General features: G+C 58.8%; 19 protein-coding genes and 1 pseudogene. 10 read left to right on the top strand and 10 right to left on the bottom strand.

Features of this window, described 5'->3' with window-relative positions; translation table 11 throughout:
• Positions 1 to 128: 128 nt before the first annotated feature.
• From FY528_RS06720 to FY528_RS06735, 4 genes are all read right to left on the bottom strand, one after another.
• A complete protein-coding gene (locus tag FY528_RS06720; RefSeq protein ID WP_149070231.1) occupies positions 129 to 2621 on the bottom strand; it encodes a T9SS type A sorting domain-containing protein in 2493 nt (830 codons plus the stop codon).
• Between the two features lie 533 nt (positions 2622 to 3154).
• A complete protein-coding gene (locus tag FY528_RS06725) occupies positions 3155 to 3859 on the bottom strand; it encodes a metallophosphoesterase family protein (protein WP_149070232.1) in 705 nt (234 codons plus the stop codon).
• A gap of 78 nt (positions 3860 to 3937) precedes the next feature.
• Positions 3938 to 4150: a hypothetical protein gene (locus FY528_RS06730; RefSeq protein ID WP_149070233.1), complete on the bottom strand. Its 213-nt coding sequence runs from the start codon at positions 4148 to 4150 to the stop codon at positions 3938 to 3940.
• A 70-nt stretch (positions 4151 to 4220) separates the two neighbouring features.
• The gene (locus FY528_RS06735; RefSeq protein ID WP_149070234.1) at positions 4221 to 4721 is read right to left on the bottom strand and encodes a hypothetical protein; all 501 of its coding nucleotides are present in this window, start codon (positions 4719 to 4721) and stop codon (positions 4221 to 4223) included.
• Positions 4722 to 4840: 119 nt separating this feature from the next.
• On the opposite strand from FY528_RS06735, the gene ybiA reads away from it, so the two are divergent.
• On the top strand, positions 4841 to 5410 hold the full coding sequence (gene ybiA, locus FY528_RS06740) for a riboflavin biosynthesis intermediates N-glycosidase (RefSeq protein WP_149070235.1): 570 nt from the start codon (positions 4841 to 4843) through the stop codon (positions 5408 to 5410).
• On the opposite strand, the gene FY528_RS06745 is transcribed toward ybiA, so the two are convergent.
• Positions 5400 to 5657 (bottom strand): hypothetical protein, encoded by a 258-nt coding sequence (locus FY528_RS06745; protein WP_149070236.1) that lies wholly within the window; start codon positions 5655 to 5657, stop codon positions 5400 to 5402. The genes ybiA and FY528_RS06745 overlap by 11 nt on opposite strands.
• Before the next feature lie 57 nt (positions 5658 to 5714).
• On the opposite strand from FY528_RS06745, the gene FY528_RS06750 reads away from it, so the two are divergent.
• The 7 genes from FY528_RS06750 (at position 5715) to FY528_RS06780 (ending at position 10417) form a co-directional block, all read left to right on the top strand.
• Positions 5715 to 6017 (top strand): 4a-hydroxytetrahydrobiopterin dehydratase, encoded by a 303-nt coding sequence (locus FY528_RS06750; RefSeq protein WP_373281607.1) that lies wholly within the window; start codon positions 5715 to 5717, stop codon positions 6015 to 6017.
• Positions 6018 to 6100: 83 nt separating this feature from the next.
• Positions 6101 to 6829 (top strand): 16S rRNA (cytidine(1402)-2'-O)-methyltransferase, encoded by a 729-nt coding sequence (rsmI, locus tag FY528_RS06755; protein ID WP_149070238.1) that lies wholly within the window; start codon positions 6101 to 6103, stop codon positions 6827 to 6829.
• Entirely contained in the window at positions 6816 to 8501 is a 1686-nt protein-coding gene (lnt, locus tag FY528_RS06760; RefSeq protein WP_262383933.1) for an apolipoprotein N-acyltransferase, read from the top strand. The genes rsmI and lnt overlap by 14 nt, the downstream gene beginning before the upstream one ends.
• Positions 8498 to 8848 carry a hypothetical protein gene (locus FY528_RS06765; protein ID WP_149070239.1) on the top strand — a complete coding sequence of 117 codons (351 nt, stop codon included), beginning with the start codon at positions 8498 to 8500 and terminating at the stop codon, positions 8846 to 8848. Before lnt ends, FY528_RS06765 begins: the two co-directional genes overlap by 4 nt.
• Positions 8849 to 8850: 2 nt before the next feature.
• The gene (locus FY528_RS06770) at positions 8851 to 9648 is read left to right on the top strand and encodes an inositol monophosphatase family protein (protein WP_149070240.1); all 798 of its coding nucleotides are present in this window, start codon (positions 8851 to 8853) and stop codon (positions 9646 to 9648) included.
• A 105-nt stretch (positions 9649 to 9753) separates the two neighbouring features.
• Positions 9754 to 9948, top strand: coding sequence for a FeoB-associated Cys-rich membrane protein (locus tag FY528_RS21205; RefSeq protein ID WP_168681844.1), 195 nt, complete (start codon positions 9754 to 9756; stop codon positions 9946 to 9948).
• A gap of 127 nt (positions 9949 to 10075) precedes the next feature.
• Positions 10076 to 10417, top strand: a complete 342-nt coding sequence (locus tag FY528_RS06780) for a hypothetical protein (RefSeq protein ID WP_149070241.1) — start codon at positions 10076 to 10078, stop codon at positions 10415 to 10417.
• A gap of 94 nt (positions 10418 to 10511) precedes the next feature.
• Here FY528_RS06780 and FY528_RS06785 read toward each other — a convergent pair whose 3' ends face one another.
• The 3 genes from FY528_RS06785 to FY528_RS06795 form a co-directional block, all read right to left on the bottom strand.
• The gene (locus FY528_RS06785; RefSeq protein ID WP_149070242.1) at positions 10512 to 11534 is read right to left on the bottom strand and encodes an SPASM domain-containing protein; all 1023 of its coding nucleotides are present in this window, start codon (positions 11532 to 11534) and stop codon (positions 10512 to 10514) included.
• 110 nt (positions 11535 to 11644) lie between these two features.
• Positions 11645 to 13096 carry a TlpA family protein disulfide reductase gene (locus tag FY528_RS06790; RefSeq protein ID WP_149070243.1) on the bottom strand — a complete coding sequence of 484 codons (1452 nt, stop codon included), beginning with the start codon at positions 13094 to 13096 and terminating at the stop codon, positions 11645 to 11647.
• Between the two features lie 204 nt (positions 13097 to 13300).
• Positions 13301 to 13489, bottom strand: a complete 189-nt coding sequence (locus FY528_RS06795; RefSeq protein WP_187632033.1) for a hypothetical protein — start codon at positions 13487 to 13489, stop codon at positions 13301 to 13303.
• Between the two features lie 253 nt (positions 13490 to 13742).
• Here FY528_RS06795 and FY528_RS06800 point away from each other — a divergent pair, with 253 nt between their 5' ends.
• Positions 13743 to 14378, top strand: coding sequence for a hypothetical protein (locus FY528_RS06800; RefSeq protein ID WP_149070244.1), 636 nt, complete (start codon positions 13743 to 13745; stop codon positions 14376 to 14378).
• Between the two features lie 123 nt (positions 14379 to 14501).
• Here the strand turns inward: FY528_RS06800 and FY528_RS06805 are convergent.
• Positions 14502 to 15179 (bottom strand): annotated as a pseudogene (locus tag FY528_RS06805) (IS1595 family transposase).
• A gap of 56 nt (positions 15180 to 15235) precedes the next feature.
• Here FY528_RS06805 and FY528_RS06810 point away from each other — a divergent pair.
• Positions 15236 to 15631, top strand: coding sequence for a T9SS type A sorting domain-containing protein (locus FY528_RS06810; protein WP_149070245.1), 396 nt, complete (start codon positions 15236 to 15238; stop codon positions 15629 to 15631).
• A 39-nt stretch (positions 15632 to 15670) separates the two neighbouring features.
• Here FY528_RS06810 and radA read toward each other — a convergent pair whose 3' ends face one another.
• Positions 15671 to 17062: a DNA repair protein RadA gene (radA, locus tag FY528_RS06815; RefSeq protein ID WP_149070246.1), complete on the bottom strand. Its 1392-nt coding sequence runs from the start codon at positions 17060 to 17062 to the stop codon at positions 15671 to 15673.
• Between the last annotated feature and the right edge of the window lie 11 nt (positions 17063 to 17073).

Consider the following 17073-nt stretch of genomic DNA (forward strand, 5'->3'; position numbering starts at 1 on the left):
GCCAACTGGCTTGGCATCTGCCTGAAAGCAACAAACCCGCCCGGAAGTACCAGGCGGGTTTGATTGTGAGTTTCTAGTCTTGGGTTTCCAGTTGCTGGTTGATTTTCTGAAAAACCCAGCAACCAAATTTACCGGCGCACCACGCGCTGGCGCAGCACTTGGCCATTGAGGGTCGCTTCGAGCAGGTATGTACCGGCCTGGCATTCCGGAGCAGCCACCAGCTGGGTGGCGCCCGGCTGCACGCGCTGGGTGCTGGTCCAGACGGTGCGGCCCAGGGCATCTACGAGGCGGAGCGTAGCCACGCCGCTGGCGGGGGTCGTTACAGTAAGGTCCAGATTACCGGCAAAGGGGTTGGGGTAGGCGGCCAGCGCCAGTCGCAAGGGACCGAAGGCTACGGTGCGGGCTTCGGTGTGGGTGCTGCGCCCATTTACGTCCTGCTGGCGCAGGCGGTAGTAGCGCAGGCCGGCCTTCTGCTTTTCGGTGTCCACGAAGCGGTACTGCTGGCCCCGGCCCGCGGCGGGCACAAAGCCCAGGGTGCGGAACGTGCGACCATCAGTCGATACTTCTACCCCAAAGCCGTGGTTGTTTACTTCAGTGGCGGTAGTCCACGTCACTACGGCATTGGCACCCTCGGCGCGGACCTGGAAGGCCGTCAGGGTTACGGGCAGGGGCTTATCAAACACGCCCAGCGACCAGCGCCCCAGGCCCGTCACCAACCCCAGCTCGGCCACGTTGGTACCCCGGCTGGTAATACCCTCGGGCGTCCAAGTGCCCCCATTGTCGGTAGAGCGCAGGAACTCCAGCCGGCCCAGGTTCAGAAACAGGGCCTCGTGGGGAAGGTACTTGATGACCATCGACGCTTTCAAATCGGTCATAACGTCGGCTTCCAGGTCGAAGTAACGCTGAATCTGCCCGGTCACAGCTGTGCCCGTGGTGCGTACCACCATCATGTACCCGGGCAGGGTAGCGCCCGTCTGTGGAGTGAAGATCAGGCCAATGTTGCCGAAGTCCTCGGCTTTGCCTTCCTCGGGAGCCCGCCCCGAGGCCTCCACCTTGCCCAGGATGTAGCTGGCATCGGTTTCCACTACGTTGGCCAGCAAGCCCAGGCTGATGCGGAAGCTCCCGGTGTTGAGGATGCCCTGCGTCATCTGAATGCCGTTGTACACGATGAGGCCGCCAGTGAGGGTTTTGGTGCCGGTGCCATTCACTTCCAGGTTGAAGTAGGAGCCGCCGCTTACTTTCTGGTCGCGGTTGCCGGTAAGCTTCACGGCGCCCGTGGTGCAGTTAAAGATGTTGCGGTTCACCATGTCGCCTTTCACTTCCAGGTCACCCTGGGTTTGGGCGAAGGTGCCGTTGTTGGTGAAGTTGCCCTGCACCAGCATGTTACCGCCGGTATGGTTGAGAATACCACTGTTGGTCAGGTTGTTCTGCACGTCCAGCAAGCCACGCTCTACGGCCATGATCTGGCCGCTGTTCACGGTGAAGTCGCTCAACACCACATGGCCCCGGGCCACGAGGCTGTTTACCCCTTCGGAGCCCGTGTTGGCTACCCCGGATATGGTGTTGGCCGTCAGCTCCACGCGACCGGCTTCGACGAGCAGGGCCGTCAGGGCCTGGCTGGTGTTCTGGCGGGTAAGACTGATGTTGCGGATAACGTTGTTGCTGAGCGTGTTTACTAAAGCACCCGTACCCGTTCCGCAGCTTACTACAATACCCTGAAAGTCGTCAGCGCCGGTATTTTCCCAGATGCCGCTGGCCGTGACGTTGCGGCCGCCAATGGTGTTGTAGGTGATGGTGTTTCCATCCGAAGTAGCGCCCGGCTGAAAGTCGATGGCCGTTTGGGCCGTAGCGGGGGCCGGCGTTTGGTTGTAGTAGAAGTTATTTTCGCTGATCAGCCACCCGCCGCCATTGCCACTGCCCACCTGAACACCGGTAGCGGAGAAGTTAAACAGCTCGTTTTTGCGCAGGGTAATCTGCTCGTTGAGGGTGGCAGGCGTGGTGCTGGCCGTGTACACCAGGTTGGCGGGTAGGGCAGCCCCGGGTACGTTGCCGATCTGGTTGCCCAATAGCTGAATACTCCGGTTGCGAGTACCAAAAACAACGACCCCGCTTCCGGCACTGGCCGTGCTACCCTGAATAATCAGGTCACGCAGGACTACCGTCTGGGCGTTATCGGCGAATTGAACGGTTGAGCGGGCGGCATCGGGCTGGCGCAGGGTGAGGGCCCGGGCCGTGGTACCGTTGTTTCCGTCTACTGTCACATTTACAGCCCCATCTTCCAGTTTCAGGGTGCCTTCCCACACTACCATGCTGCCCGCACCAGGCTTAATGGTCAGGGCTGCCGCCCCCGGAAACGCACCTGTAATGGTAACGTCCTCGGTAAATGTGCCGCTCAGGAGCTGGATTTCGTATGCATCAGTGCTTGAAAGACCCTGCAGGGCTTCGGCCAGGGTGGCGTATTCGCCCCCGCTGCCCACGGTGCGCACCACCTGGGCCTGCGCCCGACTGGTATGCACCAATAATAAGAACAGCAGGAGTCCGGCCAGCAGCAACCACCGCATAGTAGGCTGCGGATGCGCCGGCAGTTGGGGAGTGGATTTAAGGGCGGAGAGCTGTTTCATGACTCAGAAAAAAGGGTGAAAACGGGAAAAAATCGGCCAAAAAACTCAACAGGAGGCCAGGAAACGCGGAAAACGCGCTTCAGAATCAGAGCATCAGGCTTGGTAGCTGCCGGGGCGCAGCACTAGTCGGCAGGCTCAAGAGCCACCAGAAAGAATCAGGGCATTACAACTCCATCCACTAATCAACGGCAAGTCAGTTGGCTTCATCAACCAAATGTAACTTTACAAATATAGCCAACGAAAATCACATGTCAATTCTGGTGTAAAGCCATGTATAAACACACTTCATCCAGATAGTTGATTAAGAAAAAAATATTTTCAAATTTATGACTATAAGTCTTTTAACCCAAATAATAGATTACTTAACCTTTTCAGCGCTACAGTTGAAAAGGAAATTTTACTCAGAATATTCCAGTTTGCGCAGGGAATATCAATTATAAATTTTCTTGCTGACCTTATTTCCACCAATGTCACAAATAGCGTCAAATCCGCCTTGTTTTATCCCGGCACAGCCCTCATACTTGGGCCGGTTCTCAAGCAGGGCGGCGAGCTATGGGATAGGGCAGCTCACAATTAGGAACCTGATGAAGCGTATAGGTATCCAGGTTCAAAACGCTTAGCTGCGCCAGCTCCGGGTTGTGCCGGTATACGCAACCAGTGTCCAGCCTCAGTACTTGGGCGTGGGTCTGGGCCAGGCGCTTAGCTTCGGCGGCAGGAGTGGGCACATGCCCGTGTACCAGCCGTTTGCCTTGCAGCCGGGAGGCGTCGAAGGTGAAGTGCTTGATGTTCATCATGGTGTGGTGGTCCTGGCGCATCTGCTCAGGCGGCTGCCGGAAGTCGAAGCCGGCGTGCACCAACACAAAATCGGGCAGCTCAACCTCGTAGGGCAGGGCTTCCAGCCAGCGGATATACACCTCTGGAATAGCCGCAGCCGTAGGCACGCCGAAGCTCCGCAGGGTTTGCGCCCGGTCGGGGGCAGAGGCCCACAGGGCGGCGGTGCGCCCTTGCGCAGCATCCAGCAACTCCTGGTCGTGGTTGCCGCGCAGGCAATGCACCGCCAGCCCGTGGGCCTGCAGCTGTATCAGGTAGTCGAGCACGCCTTTGCTGTCGGGACCTTTATTTACGTAGTCGCCCAGCACGTACAGCTCGTCGCGCGGGGTAAACTGAATAACCTCTTCCAGCGCCCGACGCAGGGTGCGCAGGCAGCCATGAATATCCGTGGTAACGTAGCGGGCCATTGGGAATTCTGAACGGGAGGTAGCACAAAAAAGCACCTTCCGAAACCGGAAGGTGCTTGAAAGTACGTTACTGGCTTATTAGCTGTAGGCCGGCTTGTCAAGCTCTGGCTTGTCGAGGTTGCGGTTGGGGTGGCGTTGGGGCGCGTCAAGCGCATCCTGCTCCAAGCGGTCCTCCAACTCGGGGTCGTGCTGGTTTACCGGCAACGACTCGGCTTTGGGCTGGCCGGCGCCGGTGGGGTTGCCGTGGTTTTCCTTCGACTGCTGGTTGGTGTTATTGCTTTTGTAAGGCATGGCAGAAGTTGGGTTAGCGTGAGAAAAAACAGCTTCCTACCCTCATAAGGATAGGAAGCCGGGTAAAAGGCTACTGGTCGATGGCCGTATCGGTGGCGTTCGGGTCGGTCAGGTCGGCGTTAGTGCCTTGGCGGGCCAGCTCCGAGTTGTCAACCGTGCGCGGCTCCATCTGGCCCATCCCTACGCGGGAGTTGGGGTTGCGCATCTCGTCGCGGCCGGGGCGGTCATCGTCCGCATCCAGTTCGTCCACGGGCCGGCGCGCTTCCAGGTCAGGATCTTCGTCGGCGGGCAAATCCTGGTTGGGGCGGTCAGGCCGGCCTTCGTCGGTGCTGCGAATGTTGTCTTTGGGCAGCTGCAGGTCGTCGGTATTCTCGTTCACCGACACGGCCGTGATGCCCGAGCCGCTGTCGGTGCCGAAGCCTTCCTTGCCGTCGCGGTTGCCGAAGCCCCCGCGGGCGTCCTCGTTCTTGGGTGGGTCGGCACCGGGAATGATGTGCCCGGCTTCCAGTTCCTGGTCGGTGGTGTCGTCGTTGATAACGCGCACGGGGCGGTTGTTGGGGTCAATAGCCATAGGAAGGTCAGCGCTTGGAATGGGAAAGGTGTTTGCTTAGGGTGTACTGCCGTTTGCAGATTTAGGTTTAGGTTTGATGCCCTGCTTACCCGCACAAAATCCCGGCTTCTTCCTGCGCTATGGCTCTTAAAGCAACTCCCCAAATTCGGTCTGTTGAAAGCTTGCTCGCTCACCTGGCAGCAGGCTACCAAGCAAAGTATTTGTACTTCTGGGGCCACACGGGCAAACCCGATACAGCCGTTGGGAAAGAGTGCTTCAGCCAGTGGTACCCAGCTGCTTTCACGGTAGCTAACGAAACATATGCCACCGCGGAGCACTACATGATGGCTGAAAAGGCGCGTCTTTTCGACGATGAAACTACCCGCCAAGCTATCCTGCACGCCCGGCACCCAAATGAGGCCAAAAAGCTGGGCCGTCAGATCAAGCACTTCGACGAGGCCCGGTGGAATGCTACCCGGTTTGAAGTAGTTGTGCGGGGCAATGAAGCTAAGTTCAGCCAGAACCCTGCCCTGCTGGAGTATTTGCTGACCACTGACCAGCGGGTATTGGTAGAAGCTAGCCCGGTAGACCCCATCTGGGGAATTGGCCTTGCTCAAGACGACCCAAAAGCCGCCGACCCAGCCGAGTGGGCAGGCCTCAACCTGCTGGGGTTTGCCTTGATGGAGGTGCGGGCGCGGCTTAGCGCATAATCTTACCGCGCAGGTCCCAGTGGCTCGATTTCACAACCAGGCTGCCCGGCTCCCGCTTGATGGTGCGCGTGTACCGTTCCCCGGCTATGGCCCCATCGGGCCGGCGCTTGCCGAAGAACAGCGTTACCGGCTCACCGTGCTCGTTCGTAATAAAGGTGATGTCGTACCCCTTGAATACGTCATCAATGCGCGAAGAGGGCTCGTATAGTTTGCTGAGTTTCTGGTCTAGCAGGCGGTGCAGTGGCATAGCTTGGCGAGGTTGGTTGTTACCTGAATTTACGCTGCCCGTCGTTTTTGGATAAGGTTGGGCTTCGTCGCAGAATATCCATACCAGCTTCTTTTACATTCTTCTATGTGGCTCGAACAAGACAACGCCCTCACCCGCTCTTTCCGCTTCAAAGACTTTCAAACCGCGTTCAGCTTCATGACCGACGTGGCCGAGGAAGCCGAATACCAGGAACACCACCCGTGGTGGAGCAATGAGTACAATGTGGTAACCTTCCGGCTACGGACGCACGATTCGGGTAATAGCATCACCGCCAAAGACCACCAGTTGGCCGCAGCCATTGATAAGCTGGCGGAAATGTATAAAGCCACCAGCGCGTAGAGGCCGGGGCGCGGGCCCCTGCCACGCCATCCGTTTTTATCCGTTCCTGCATCCGTCAGCATCTGTGGTCTACCTTTGTGGCTATGGCTGAAACTCCCGCTCCCACCCTGCTTTACCTAGTGCCCACCCCCATCGGCAACTTAGAGGACATTACGCTGCGGGCTATTCGAGTACTTGGCGAGGTAGATACCGTGCTGGCCGAGGACACGCGCACCAGCGGCCGCCTTATGCAGCACTTCGGCCTGAAGAAACCCATGCTTAGCTACCACCTGCACAACGAGCACCAGCAAGTGCAGCGCCTGCTCGAGCGGCTGGAGAAAGGCGAGACTATGGCTTTGGTCTCAGATGCCGGCACCCCCGGAATTTCTGACCCCGGCTTTCTGTTGGTGCGGGAGTGCCTGGCCCGCGGCCTCAAGGTAGAGTGCCTACCTGGCCCCACGGCCCTGGTGCCCGCCTTGCTGAAATCGGGGTTTGGGGCGGAGCGGTTTACGTTCGAAGGCTTTTTGCCGGTAAAGAAAGGCCGGCAGACGCGCCTGCGGGAGCTAACCCAGGAAACCCGCACCATGATTTTCTACGAGTCGCCGCACCGAATCGTGAAAACCCTGGAGCAGCTGGCCGAGGTGCTGGGCCCCGAGCGGCCGGCCTCCGTGAGCCGGGAGCTGACCAAGCTGTTCGAAGAAACCGTGACCCTACCCCTGGCTGAGCTGGCCGCCAACTTCGCGGCCCGCGCGGCCATCAAAGGCGAAATTGTGCTGGTGGTGCAGGGCCGCAAAGAAGAACGCATCAAAGAAGACCACCGTGCCGACGACTGATTCCACCCTTACTCCTGCCCCCGCCCTGCCGAAAAGGAGGCTGGCCGTAGGCCTCCCGTTTTTGCTGGCTTGGCTGGGCAGCTTTTTGCTGTGGGCCGGCTGGCCCGTGCACCCGGCGCCGCTGGCCCTGCTGCTGCTGGTAGGCTGGGTGCCCTACCTGCGCTTGGAGCAGCTGCTCACGGAGCGTGCGGCTAGCGGCTGGAAGGTGTGGCGCTATTCTTACCTGCTCCTGCTGCTCTGGAACCTGTTTACTACCTACTGGGTGAGCTACAGCACCTTGGGTGGGGGCATCACAGCCGTGGTCTGCAATGCCCTGATGATGAGCGCGCCGCTTATGGCATTCTACCACACCAAAAAGCGCCTGGGCGCTACGTTGGGCTACATTTCTCTCCCCATTTACTGGATTGCCTTCGAGCAGCTGCACCTGCACTGGTTTCTGACCTGGCCCTGGCTCACGCTGGGCAACGGGTTTGCCAAGGCCAACCAGTGGGTACAATGGTACGAGTACACCGGTTTCCTGGGCGGCTCCGTCTGGGTCTGGCTGGTGAATATCCTCGTGTTTGGGGCCTGGTTTGGCCTGCAGCATCGTTCGGCGGCAGCGGGGGGCACAGCCTCTACGGCCCGGCGCCGGCTCACCTGGGTTTGGCCAGCTTTGGCGGCGCTACTGCCCATTGGCGCTTCTTACCTGATAGGCAGCACCTACCAGGAGAAGGGGAATACGGCCGAAATCCTGGCCATCCAGCCCAACGTCGACCCTTTCAACGAGAAGTTTGCCAGTGGCAGCAAGTTCATTTCCTTCGATGAGCAGCTCACCCGCCTGCTCACGCTCAGCGAGCAAAATATAACGCCCCAGACTAAGCTGATTCTGTGGCCGGAAACGTCGCTGGACGAAATCTACTTTGAGGACTCCTTCGACAGCAACCCCAAGATCCAGCGCATCCGGCAGTGGCTGGGGCAGCATCCCGGCGTAGAGCTCATCACGGGCCTAACCAGCGTGGGCCGCTACCCCACCAAAGAAGAGGCCAGCCCCACGGCCCGCTTCCGCGAAGACCTGGGGTACTACGACATATTCAACACGGCCGTGCACCTGGCGGGGCCAGTAGGTGCCCCCGAGTTCTACCATAAGTCGCGGCTGGTGCCGGGCGTGGAGGGCGTGCCGCCGTGGCTGTCGGCTTTCGTTATTGACTTGGGCGGCACAGCCGGGGGCCTGGGCTCCCAGCCCGAGCGCACGGTGTACCAAACCAAGACGCCAGCCCTGCGCGTGGCCCCGGTTATCTGCTACGAATCCATCTACGGCGACTTCGTGCGCGACTACGTGCGCAAAGGAGCTTCCCTGATCGGTATCATCACCAACGACGGCTGGTGGAGCGACTCACCTGGGCACCAGCAGCACCTGCAGTACGCCACCCTGCGCGCCATCGAAACCCGCCGCGACATAGCGCGCTCGGCCAACACCGGTATTTCGGGCTTCATCAACCAGAAAGGTGAAATCATCCAGCGCACTGGCTGGTGGGTGCAAACCGTCAGCCGGGCCACCGTGCGCCTCAATACCGAGCAAACGTTCTACGTGCGCTACGGTGAGCTGATCGGCCCTGCCTGCCAGGTGCTGGCAGTGTTGCTGCTGGTGTCGGTAGTAGCGAGAAGATTTATGCAGCCGAAAGTAATTGCATGAGAAAAGGTGCCCTCGTTCTCGCTCCCACGACGGAAATCGTCCGCTTGATGATCCATGACGATGCAGAAAGTGGTGTTTATCTATCTGGATATAACACGCTCGATGATGCGTCATCTGTTTCAGATGAGTGGTATGAAACAGTTGCTATAGCCGAAGCAGCAGCTGAGGAAGAATTTAAAGTTGCGTCCAACTCTTGGCATCCTTTACCTGATTTACACGAGCATTGTCAACAGGATTGGATTGAGCCAGTACGTATAAAAGGCCGCGTAAAAGGTCAGCCGCAGTGGGGGCATTTCGAAAAACTTGTGAACAATGAATGGGTAGATTTATGGCCCGTTAAACCCTAACTATGGACTTCATTCAACTCAGCCTCGAAACCGCCGAGGTAGCCCGCCGGGCCGGTCAGTTTATTCGCCAGGAGGCAGCCCGTTTCGACCGCAGCCGCGTGGAGCACAAGGGCCTGCACGATATGGTATCGTACGTGGACCAGGAGTCGGAGAAGCTGCTGGTGGCGGGGCTGCGGGAGCTGCTGCCCCAGGCCGGCTTTATCACGGAGGAAGGTACCGCCGGTGCCCCCAGCCGGGCCGAGGAGTTTACCTGGATTATCGACCCGCTGGATGGCACCACCAACTTCATTCACGGCCTGCCCTGCTACTCCGTGAGCATAGCCCTGCTGCAGGGCAATGAGCTGGTAGTAGGCGTGGTGTACGAAGTAAACCAGGACGAGTGCTTCCGGGCCGTGCGCGGCGGTGGAGCGTTCTGCAACGAGCAGCGCATTCACGTATCGGGCACCGCCGAGCTAAACTCTTCCCTTATCGCTACGGGCTTTCCGTACAGCAATTTCGCCCGCGTCGATACCTATCTGCCCATCCTGAAGGAGTTTATGCGCCGCACCAATGGCATCCGCCGCGTGGGCTCGGCCGCCGTTGATCTGGCCTGGGTGGCGGCGGGCCGCTTCGATGGCTACTTCGAGTTCAACATCAACTCCTACGACGTAGCGGCCGGCATTCTGCTGGTGCGGGAAGCGGGTGGCCACGTGACGCAGTTTTTGCACGACGGCGACCCGGTATTCGGGCGCGAGGTGCTGGCTACGAATACCGCCGTGCACGCCGAAATGCAGCAGGTAATCGGCGAGTTCTGGTCGTAGGCCGCGGCCTGCTGCCCTGGTGTCTGGCTTGGTGCTGTAGCTGACCGACAAGAAAAATCCAGCACCGGAAAACGAAAACGCCTGCTTCGTAGTTTTGTACCCATCATGTGGATTCAATACCTCATCATTGCCTTGCTTTTCGCGGGAGCAGCGTTTTACGTAGGCCGCATTTTCTGGCGCGCCTTCTTCACCAAAAGCGCGGCCGGTTGCGCCAAGGGCTGCGGAGCCTGCTCTACCATTGATGTAGACCGGCTGCAGCGGACCATCGAAGCCGCCGCAAGCAGGCAGCCCGTAGGCTAGCGTCTTAACTCCGCTTTAATTTCCGACAACCTGCCCCCGTCCTGGCCTCGTATAGCCGGGACGGGGGCTCGTCTTTTTAGCGCCTCCCTACTCCCGACTCTCTCCCACATCCAACGCCCCTTTCGCCATGCAAGACAAAGAAGAAGAACGCTCCCTTATCAACGTTGAGAAGAAACTATCGGCCGATGGCTTCACCCAGGACTTTCAGGTGAAAGGTGGCCGCCTGTGCACTATCAGCACGGAGTCCAGCAAAACCTACGGCCCGGAGCAGGTGACCATCGTTGATTTCTACCGCTTTGAGGGCGAATCGGACCCCGATGATATGTCGATTCTGTATGCGCTGGAAACCAGCGACGGAGTACGCGGCACCATTTCCTCGGCCTACGGCACCTACGGCGACTCCGACGCGCTTGACTTTCTGAAGCAGGTAGAAGACCTCGGCAAAAACCTGCATAAAAGCCACAAGTAGGTAATTAGTAATTGATAAGGAGGAATGCAGAATTAGCTGTTCCGGAACGCTTACTTAGCGGCCGGACGGCCAATTCTACATTCCTCCTTCTTCATCACCCCCACACCTTGGTACCCTCGGTGCAGTTGCGGCACATGTCTATCTGGTCGCGGCCTTTGAGGAGGGAGGCGCGGAACTGGCGGTACTTGGGGCCGTGCCAGAGCTGGCGAAAGGTTTGCGTTTTCAGGTCGCCGAGGCGGTACTCAGCGTCTTTGTCAAAGCAGCAGGGCACCACCAGCCCGTCCCAGGTGACCACGCAGGAGTGCCACATCTTCCAGCAGTGGTTGAGCAGCCGGTTCTTGATGCTCCAGGTGCCGTCCTGGTTGTTCTGGTAGCGCGAGTAGTAGTCAATGGTCGGAATCAGCGGGGAGCCTTGCTGGTAGTCGTAGATCTGAGCCGTTTTAAACCACACGTCATCCACGCCCAGCTCCCGGGCCAGCTGCTTCGCCTCGGCCATCTGGTGCTCGTTGGGGCGCACCACCAGAAACTGAAACACTACCCGCGGCGTCTGCGACTTCAGCTCCCGCCGCCACTTAATGAGGTTGCGGGTGCCTTCCAGTACTTTATCGAGCTTGCCGCCCACGCGGTACTGTTGGTACACCTCCTGGGTGGTCCCATCCAGGGAAATGATCAGCCTATCGAGCCCTGACTCTACGGTGCGCCGGGCGTTTTTATCGTTGAGATAATGGGCGTTGGTGCTGGTTGCGGTGTAGATGCCCTTTTTCGAGGCGTACTGTACCAGGTCTAGGAAGTTGGGGTGCAGGTAGGGTTCCCCCTGGAAGTAGAAAATCAGATACCACAGCCGCGAAGCTACCTCATCAATCGTCTGCCGGAACAGCTCGTCGGGCAGCATGCCGGTGGGGCGCGTGAAAGAGCGCAGTCCACTGGGGCACTCCGGGCAGCGCAGGTTGCAGCTGGTGGTGGGCTCAAACGACAGCGCCACGGGCAGGCCCCAGTGCCGGGCTTTGCCCGTAGCCTTGCTTAGCAAATAGCCGCCCGTCACCTGCGCGGCGTTCCAAAGGCGGCGCGGCGTGGCTTTAGAAAGAAAGTTGAGCGAATCGGTAAGTAAGGAAGCCATCTGAGGGGTAAAGGTCGGCAAGGAAACCCAGCCAGCCGCTACGGACCCGCTGTAAACACCGCCGCCTCCCGGGGTTCCGGGAGGCGGCGGCCAAGCTAAAACCCTAAAGGCTACTTTTTGATTTCAGCCGTGCTGGTATATAGCGCGGCTTTGCCAAACGAATCCTTGATTTCATCCACGGCGGCGTGGCTGCTCAGGCGCTTGGGCTTAGTATTGAGGAAGGTACCATCCTCGGCCAGCAGGAAATAGGCCGGCACGTTGTCGAGGGCGTAGGCTTTGGCCAGGGCCGAGCGCAGTCCCCCCACGGCGCGGGCATGCACCCCGGGCAGCTTTTTGCTGATAACCAGCTGTTTCCAGGCCGGCTCGTTTTCGTCCAGGGCAATGTTCAGGAAAACAATGTTTTTGCCGTCGAATTTCTTGGCCAGATCGGCGGCGTAAGGCAGGTCGCGCAGGCAAAGGCCGCTGGTGCTTTTCCAGAAGTTGAGGTAGACCAGCTTGCCAGCGAAGCTGCGCAGGGAAACCGAATCTCCATTCACGGCCACAAGCTTGAAATCGGGAGCCAGCGCACCGATGGAAAAGGCCTTGTGCGCGTCGAAATCTGCCTGCAGGGCGGGCGCGTACTTCTTGGCGCCTTCAATGGCAACAAAGTCGCTGAGCATGGCCTGCGACACCTTCACATGGCCAAACCGGAACGACTCCTGCATCACGCGGCCCATCACCAAAGGACGAATGGGGCCGCTGAGCTTGGTCTTGGCCAGCTCGTAGCACACCTGGAAAAAATCCGGGTCGGTGCGGCGGTGATTCTGAATAACGGCCTGGTAGTGAATGTAGTTGAGCAGGAATTCCTGGTACGTTTCGTTGCCAATGGCCGAGGGGTTGTTCACGAGCTTCTCGTCGTTGAGGAAGTCGTAGAACGTCGGGGTCATTTTCAGACGGGGCTCGGTGGCTACTACCTGCTCGCGCAGGTCCTGAAAGGTGAGCCGGTCGTTGGCGTAGGTGTAGTCAATTTCCGCCTTAATGTAGTTGCGGAAAGTAGGCGTCAGGCTTTCCTGGTTTTCTTCGAGGAATTTCAGCTCGTGCTTGCGGCGGTAGTCCAGAAAATCAAGGAAGCCGGGCTCGTAAAGCATGATATTGTCAGGCAGCACCTGAAAACCGTCGTTTTCCACGAACCGCTCGTCCATCTCAGCCAGAAAGGTATTGGCCTCGGCGCCCGTGCCCTTAAACTTCACCGTGCCCACCAGATCGGAACCCTTAAACCGGATATCCAACGTGTTGCCGGGCTCCACAAACAGCTGGGTGGCGTCGTCGCCGTACACCAGGTCGGCTTTCGTGGGGCCGCTTACCGGCACGGCCAGCCGAAACTCTCCTTTGTCGTTGACGCGAGCGTAGGTAAGCTGTTCGTGAGCTTCGAGGGGATTTTCGCGCACTGCTACGGCAATAGAGTCGCTGGTGCGGTTGCTGATTTTGCCAGTCAGCACCACGGTACCCTGGGCCCAGCCAAGCACCGGGCTCAGCAGCGCCGCCACAAGGCAACTAGCAGTCAGGCGGAAAACTGAAGTCATCGAAAAAGCAGTATCGGAGGATTTTACACGGAGCAGGCACGGCGCACGGCTACTTTCGGCACCTGAAAGCAACCCAACTTTTCCACCCCTTTTCGCGGGAAAAGTCAATTGCTATACCGAAGATACGGCATTCAGGTTCAGAAAGTCCAATCCAAGGACATAATTTTTTCGTAACCCACCGCTCCAGGGCCGATTTTAGCCCGCTTAGCCAAACAAACCCGCCAGCACTTCGTCGAGGCGGCCGGAGGGGTGCACCCGGATGCCGTAGCGGCTCAGGTCCAGGCCGCGGGCGTTGAACTGGGAGATGTACATTTCCGCAAAGCCCAGCTTCTCGGCTTCCGAGAGGCGCTGGTCCAGCCGGCTTACCGCCCGGATTTCCTCGCTCAGACCCACCTCAGCGGCCGTACCCCAACCCAGAGACGGCCCAGGTCGGCAGCCCTGGCTGCAGGATAGGGAGAAAATAAATCCTGTTATGCTCTACTTTTTTCTTACTTTTGTTTTACGCTACTCTATTGCCTTTACCTATTGTAAGTGTCTGCCACACTGCAGCCGGCTTGTGCAAGCCGGCTGCAGTGGTAACGTATAGTCTCCCCTCTGTAGCCGGAGGCAGGTTTTCCTTTAGTACACCAATTTTTTCCTGTTATTCATGCGCGTTATTTGCCGGGTAATTGCCGGGGTAGCCGCCCTGCTACTGGCTGCCAGCTGCGGGGCACTGACGGAAAGTGGCCGTACCACGGTAGAAGGTCAGGTGGTGGCCTACTCCAGCGGCCAGCCGCTGAAGGGCGTGGCGAAAGTGCGCCCCTACCAAGCCAAGGCCACCACGCTCACCACCTACTACACCGCCGCCGACCAGTGGCATGACACCGACGCCAACGGGCAGTTCTCCTTTGCCTTCGAGGCCGACGGGGACTACGACTACGTGCTGGTGGCCGAGTCGCAGTGGGGCACCACGGCCATCATTGAAGCCCCCAAGCTCAGAGGCGGGCGCAAAAATAAGCAGGTGCAGGTGTCCGTGCGCCTGCCCGCCTGGCTTAAAATCCACCTCGTGGATGCCCCTCCTTACTCCAAGAATTCTCAGCTACTAGTATGGGGTATGGGAAATTCTGATATTAATATCTCCCCCGTACCCAGTGATACTGTCATTGTTAAGCCAGTATACAGCCTGTCGGGGCAAATTTTCTGGGACACGCTCACTATCTACCATCCACAGCATAATGCGGATAAATTCGAGCCTTATTCTGTACCCGAAATGGATACAGCAGTAGTGGACATTCACTACTAGCAGCCAGCAAATCTTTCCAAATCAAACCCTTCATTGGTAAAGATGACGTCTGTTTCGCGTGCCTTTTCAGTAATCATATTCCTCTACGTATGAAAAAATTAGGGGCTTAGGAAGCAAACCCAGTCAGAGGGGCTGTTGTCGAAGCAATTTAAGCAGGAGCTTGTAGAGGTCTTGCTGGCGGTGGTTGAAGCGAAATTCGCGCTCTTTTAGGTGCAGCTCAAACGTATCTTTGGCCACGCCGTGGAAGGGTTGCAGGCGGGCTTTGGCAAAGCTCCAGAAGGACTCGATGCCGTTGATATGCGAAGCTCCTTGGACAAACTCGTCCTAGCCGTGGCGCACGCGAAAGTGGCGGTCATAGCCCACGTCCACCAAGCCGTCGTAGCCGCGCCAGCCGTCGGTGTTGACCATCGCCGACACGTCGATTCTGCCCCGGATAATGGCTTGCAAGGTCTTTTTTTGGCAATTCGGGACGATTTCGGTATACACCTGCCCACCGCGTTTGAACAAGCCGAAGACGATGGTTTTGCCCCCGGCTCCGCGCCCGCGCTTGCCGCGCACGCGGCGCGGACCGAAGTAGGATTCGTCCAGCTCAATGGCCCCGTCCAGGTCCGCCGGCACGGGACAAAGGTGCTGCAAACGGCGGCGCAGGCGCAGGTACAAGTCGTTGACCGAGCGCACGCTCAAGCCCGTTAGGCGGGCCGTGTCCGACGCGGTTAAATTCAGGGCAAACAGGCGCAGCAAGTAGCGAAATTTGGCCTCCGAAATTTTTGCGCACTTGTAGTAACGGTTAGCGGGCTGCATAACAGAAAGTTACACCACCTCAATACTACTTTTGCTTCCTAAGCCCCTTTCTCAATATGGCTGAGCCCAGCTACACCCTCTCCGTAACGGTAAGTAGCGCCTGTACCACCGCTCCTGCCTTGACGGCCAATACGTCGCTCTTCAAGCTCATCAAAGAGGACTGTCCACTGCTAATTCAGATGTACCCCAACCCGGCCCGTTCTGAGGTGCATTTTGTGGCAGTAGAGCCCGGGGTGCCCAATGCCAACAAGCCCTTGGAAGCGCAGAAGTCAATTCAATACAAGAAGTTCGACATAACCTTATACGATTCCTTCGGCCGGGCTTTAACGCATGAGCAGACGACCGTCGGAAAGCTCCGCTTGGACACTAGCTTGTATCCTCTGGGGATGTACTATGTGCAGGTGAAGCAAGGCTCCTCTACCTTCCGCTACACCTTGAGTATCCAGGACTAATCTGGTTGCCCCGGCTTGTTGTCAACCATATTCCCGCTTCTACCCAAACAAACCCGCCAGCACTTCGTCGAGGCGGCCGGAGGGGTGCACCCGGATGCCGTAGCGGCTCAGGTCCAGGCCACGGGCGTTGAACTGGGAGATGTACATTTCCGCAAAGCCCAGCTTCTCGGCCTCACTCAGGCGCTGGTCCAGCCGGCTCACCGCCCGGATTTCTCCGCTAAGTCCCACTTCCGCCGCCAGGCAGATTTCGCCCGCCAGCGGAATATCGTTCAGGCTGCTCACCACGGCGGCGCACACGGCCAGGTCCAGGGCGGGGTCGTCGAGGCGCAGGCCGCCGGCAATGTTCAGGAACACGTCGTGCTGGCCCAGGCGCAGGCCGCTGCGCTTTTCGAGCACGGCCAGCAGCATCTGCAGGCGCTTGGCGTCGAAACCGGTGGCCGAGCGCTGGGGCGTGCCGTAGGTGGCGGGCGTCACGAGGGCCTGCACCTCCACCAGCAGGGGGCGGTTGCCTTCCAGGGTAGCCCCGATGGCAATACCGCTGAGCGTTTCGGTGCGCTGGGAAAGCAGGATTTCGGAGGGGTTGCTCACCTGCCGCAGCCCCGAGCCCTGCATCTCGTAGATGCCCAGCTCGGAAGTGGAGCCGAAGCGGTTTTTGATGGTGCGCAGAATGCGGTAGGTCAGGTGCCGGTCGCCCTCGAACTGCAGCACCGTGTCCACCATGTGCTCCAGGATTTTGGGTCCGGCAATGGAGCCGTCCTTGGTGATGTGGCCGATGAGCAGCACGGGCACCCCGGTTTCCTTGGCGTACTTGAGCAGTTCCTGGGTACACTCCCGTACCTGGCTCACCGAGCCCGCCCCGGCTTCTACCAGCGAGGAGTGCAGGGTCTGGATGGAGTCGATAATGACCACGTTGGGCTGGAGCTGGTCGATCTGGCGGAAGATGTTCTGCGTGCCCGTTTCGGTGAGAATGTAGAGCCCCGCGTGCTGCTGGCCCAACCGCTCGGCCCGCATCTTAATCTGCTGCTCACTTTCCTCCCCGCTCACGTACAGCACCTTCAGCCGGCCCAGGTGCATGGCAATCTGGAGCATGAGCGTGCTTTTGCCAATGCCGGGCTCACCTCCTATGAGCACCAAAGAGCCGGGCACAAGGCCCCCGCCCAGCACGCGGTTCAGTTCCCCGTCGTGGGTGTCGAGGCGCGACTCTTCTTCGTAGAGGATTTCGCCCAGGGGCTTGGGCTTAGCCGCTTTCGTGGGCGAGCTGCCCACGGTGGTGGAGGCTTTCCAGGCCGTATTGGCCGTGGCCGTATCGGCTTTTTCGATGACCTCTTCCACGTAAGTGTTCCACTCCCCACAGCTGGGGCAGCGGCCAATCCATTTGGCACTCTGGGCGCCGCAGTTCTGGCAGAAAAAGAGGGTTTTTACTTTAGCCATAGCGGTATAGG

Origin of the sequence: Hymenobacter lutimineralis, assembly GCF_008271285.1 — a bacterium.
GTDB classification, from domain to species: domain Bacteria; phylum Bacteroidota; class Bacteroidia; order Cytophagales; family Hymenobacteraceae; genus Hymenobacter; species Hymenobacter lutimineralis.

What these genes read in the sequence shown, in the direction of transcription:
- FY528_RS06720 (WP_149070231.1), bottom strand. Translation starts at nt 2,621, where the DNA reads ATGAAACAGCTCTCCGCCCTTAAATCCACTCCCCAACTGCCGGCGCAT.
- FY528_RS06725 (WP_149070232.1), bottom strand. Translation starts at nt 3,859, where the DNA reads ATGGCCCGCTACGTTACCACGGATATTCATGGCTGCCTGCGCACCCTG.
- FY528_RS06730 (WP_149070233.1), bottom strand. Translation starts at nt 4,150, where the DNA reads ATGCCTTACAAAAGCAATAACACCAACCAGCAGTCGAAGGAAAACCAC.
- FY528_RS06735 (WP_149070234.1), bottom strand. Translation starts at nt 4,721, where the DNA reads ATGGCTATTGACCCCAACAACCGCCCCGTGCGCGTTATCAACGACGAC.
- ybiA (WP_149070235.1), top strand. Translation starts at nt 4,841, where the DNA reads ATGGCTCTTAAAGCAACTCCCCAAATTCGGTCTGTTGAAAGCTTGCTC.
- FY528_RS06745 (WP_149070236.1), bottom strand. Translation starts at nt 5,657, where the DNA reads ATGCCACTGCACCGCCTGCTAGACCAGAAACTCAGCAAACTATACGAG.
- rsmI (WP_149070238.1), top strand. Translation starts at nt 6,101, where the DNA reads ATGGCTGAAACTCCCGCTCCCACCCTGCTTTACCTAGTGCCCACCCCC.
- FY528_RS06765 (WP_149070239.1), top strand. Translation starts at nt 8,498, where the DNA reads ATGAGAAAAGGTGCCCTCGTTCTCGCTCCCACGACGGAAATCGTCCGC.
- FY528_RS06770 (WP_149070240.1), top strand. Translation starts at nt 8,851, where the DNA reads ATGGACTTCATTCAACTCAGCCTCGAAACCGCCGAGGTAGCCCGCCGG.
- FY528_RS21205 (WP_168681844.1), top strand. Translation starts at nt 9,754, where the DNA reads ATGTGGATTCAATACCTCATCATTGCCTTGCTTTTCGCGGGAGCAGCG.
- FY528_RS06780 (WP_149070241.1), top strand. Translation starts at nt 10,076, where the DNA reads ATGCAAGACAAAGAAGAAGAACGCTCCCTTATCAACGTTGAGAAGAAA.
- FY528_RS06785 (WP_149070242.1), bottom strand. Translation starts at nt 11,534, where the DNA reads ATGGCTTCCTTACTTACCGATTCGCTCAACTTTCTTTCTAAAGCCACG.
- FY528_RS06790 (WP_149070243.1), bottom strand. Translation starts at nt 13,096, where the DNA reads ATGACTTCAGTTTTCCGCCTGACTGCTAGTTGCCTTGTGGCGGCGCTG.
- FY528_RS06800 (WP_149070244.1), top strand. Translation starts at nt 13,743, where the DNA reads ATGCGCGTTATTTGCCGGGTAATTGCCGGGGTAGCCGCCCTGCTACTG.
- FY528_RS06810 (WP_149070245.1), top strand. Translation starts at nt 15,236, where the DNA reads ATGGCTGAGCCCAGCTACACCCTCTCCGTAACGGTAAGTAGCGCCTGT.
- radA (WP_149070246.1), bottom strand. Translation starts at nt 17,062, where the DNA reads ATGGCTAAAGTAAAAACCCTCTTTTTCTGCCAGAACTGCGGCGCCCAG.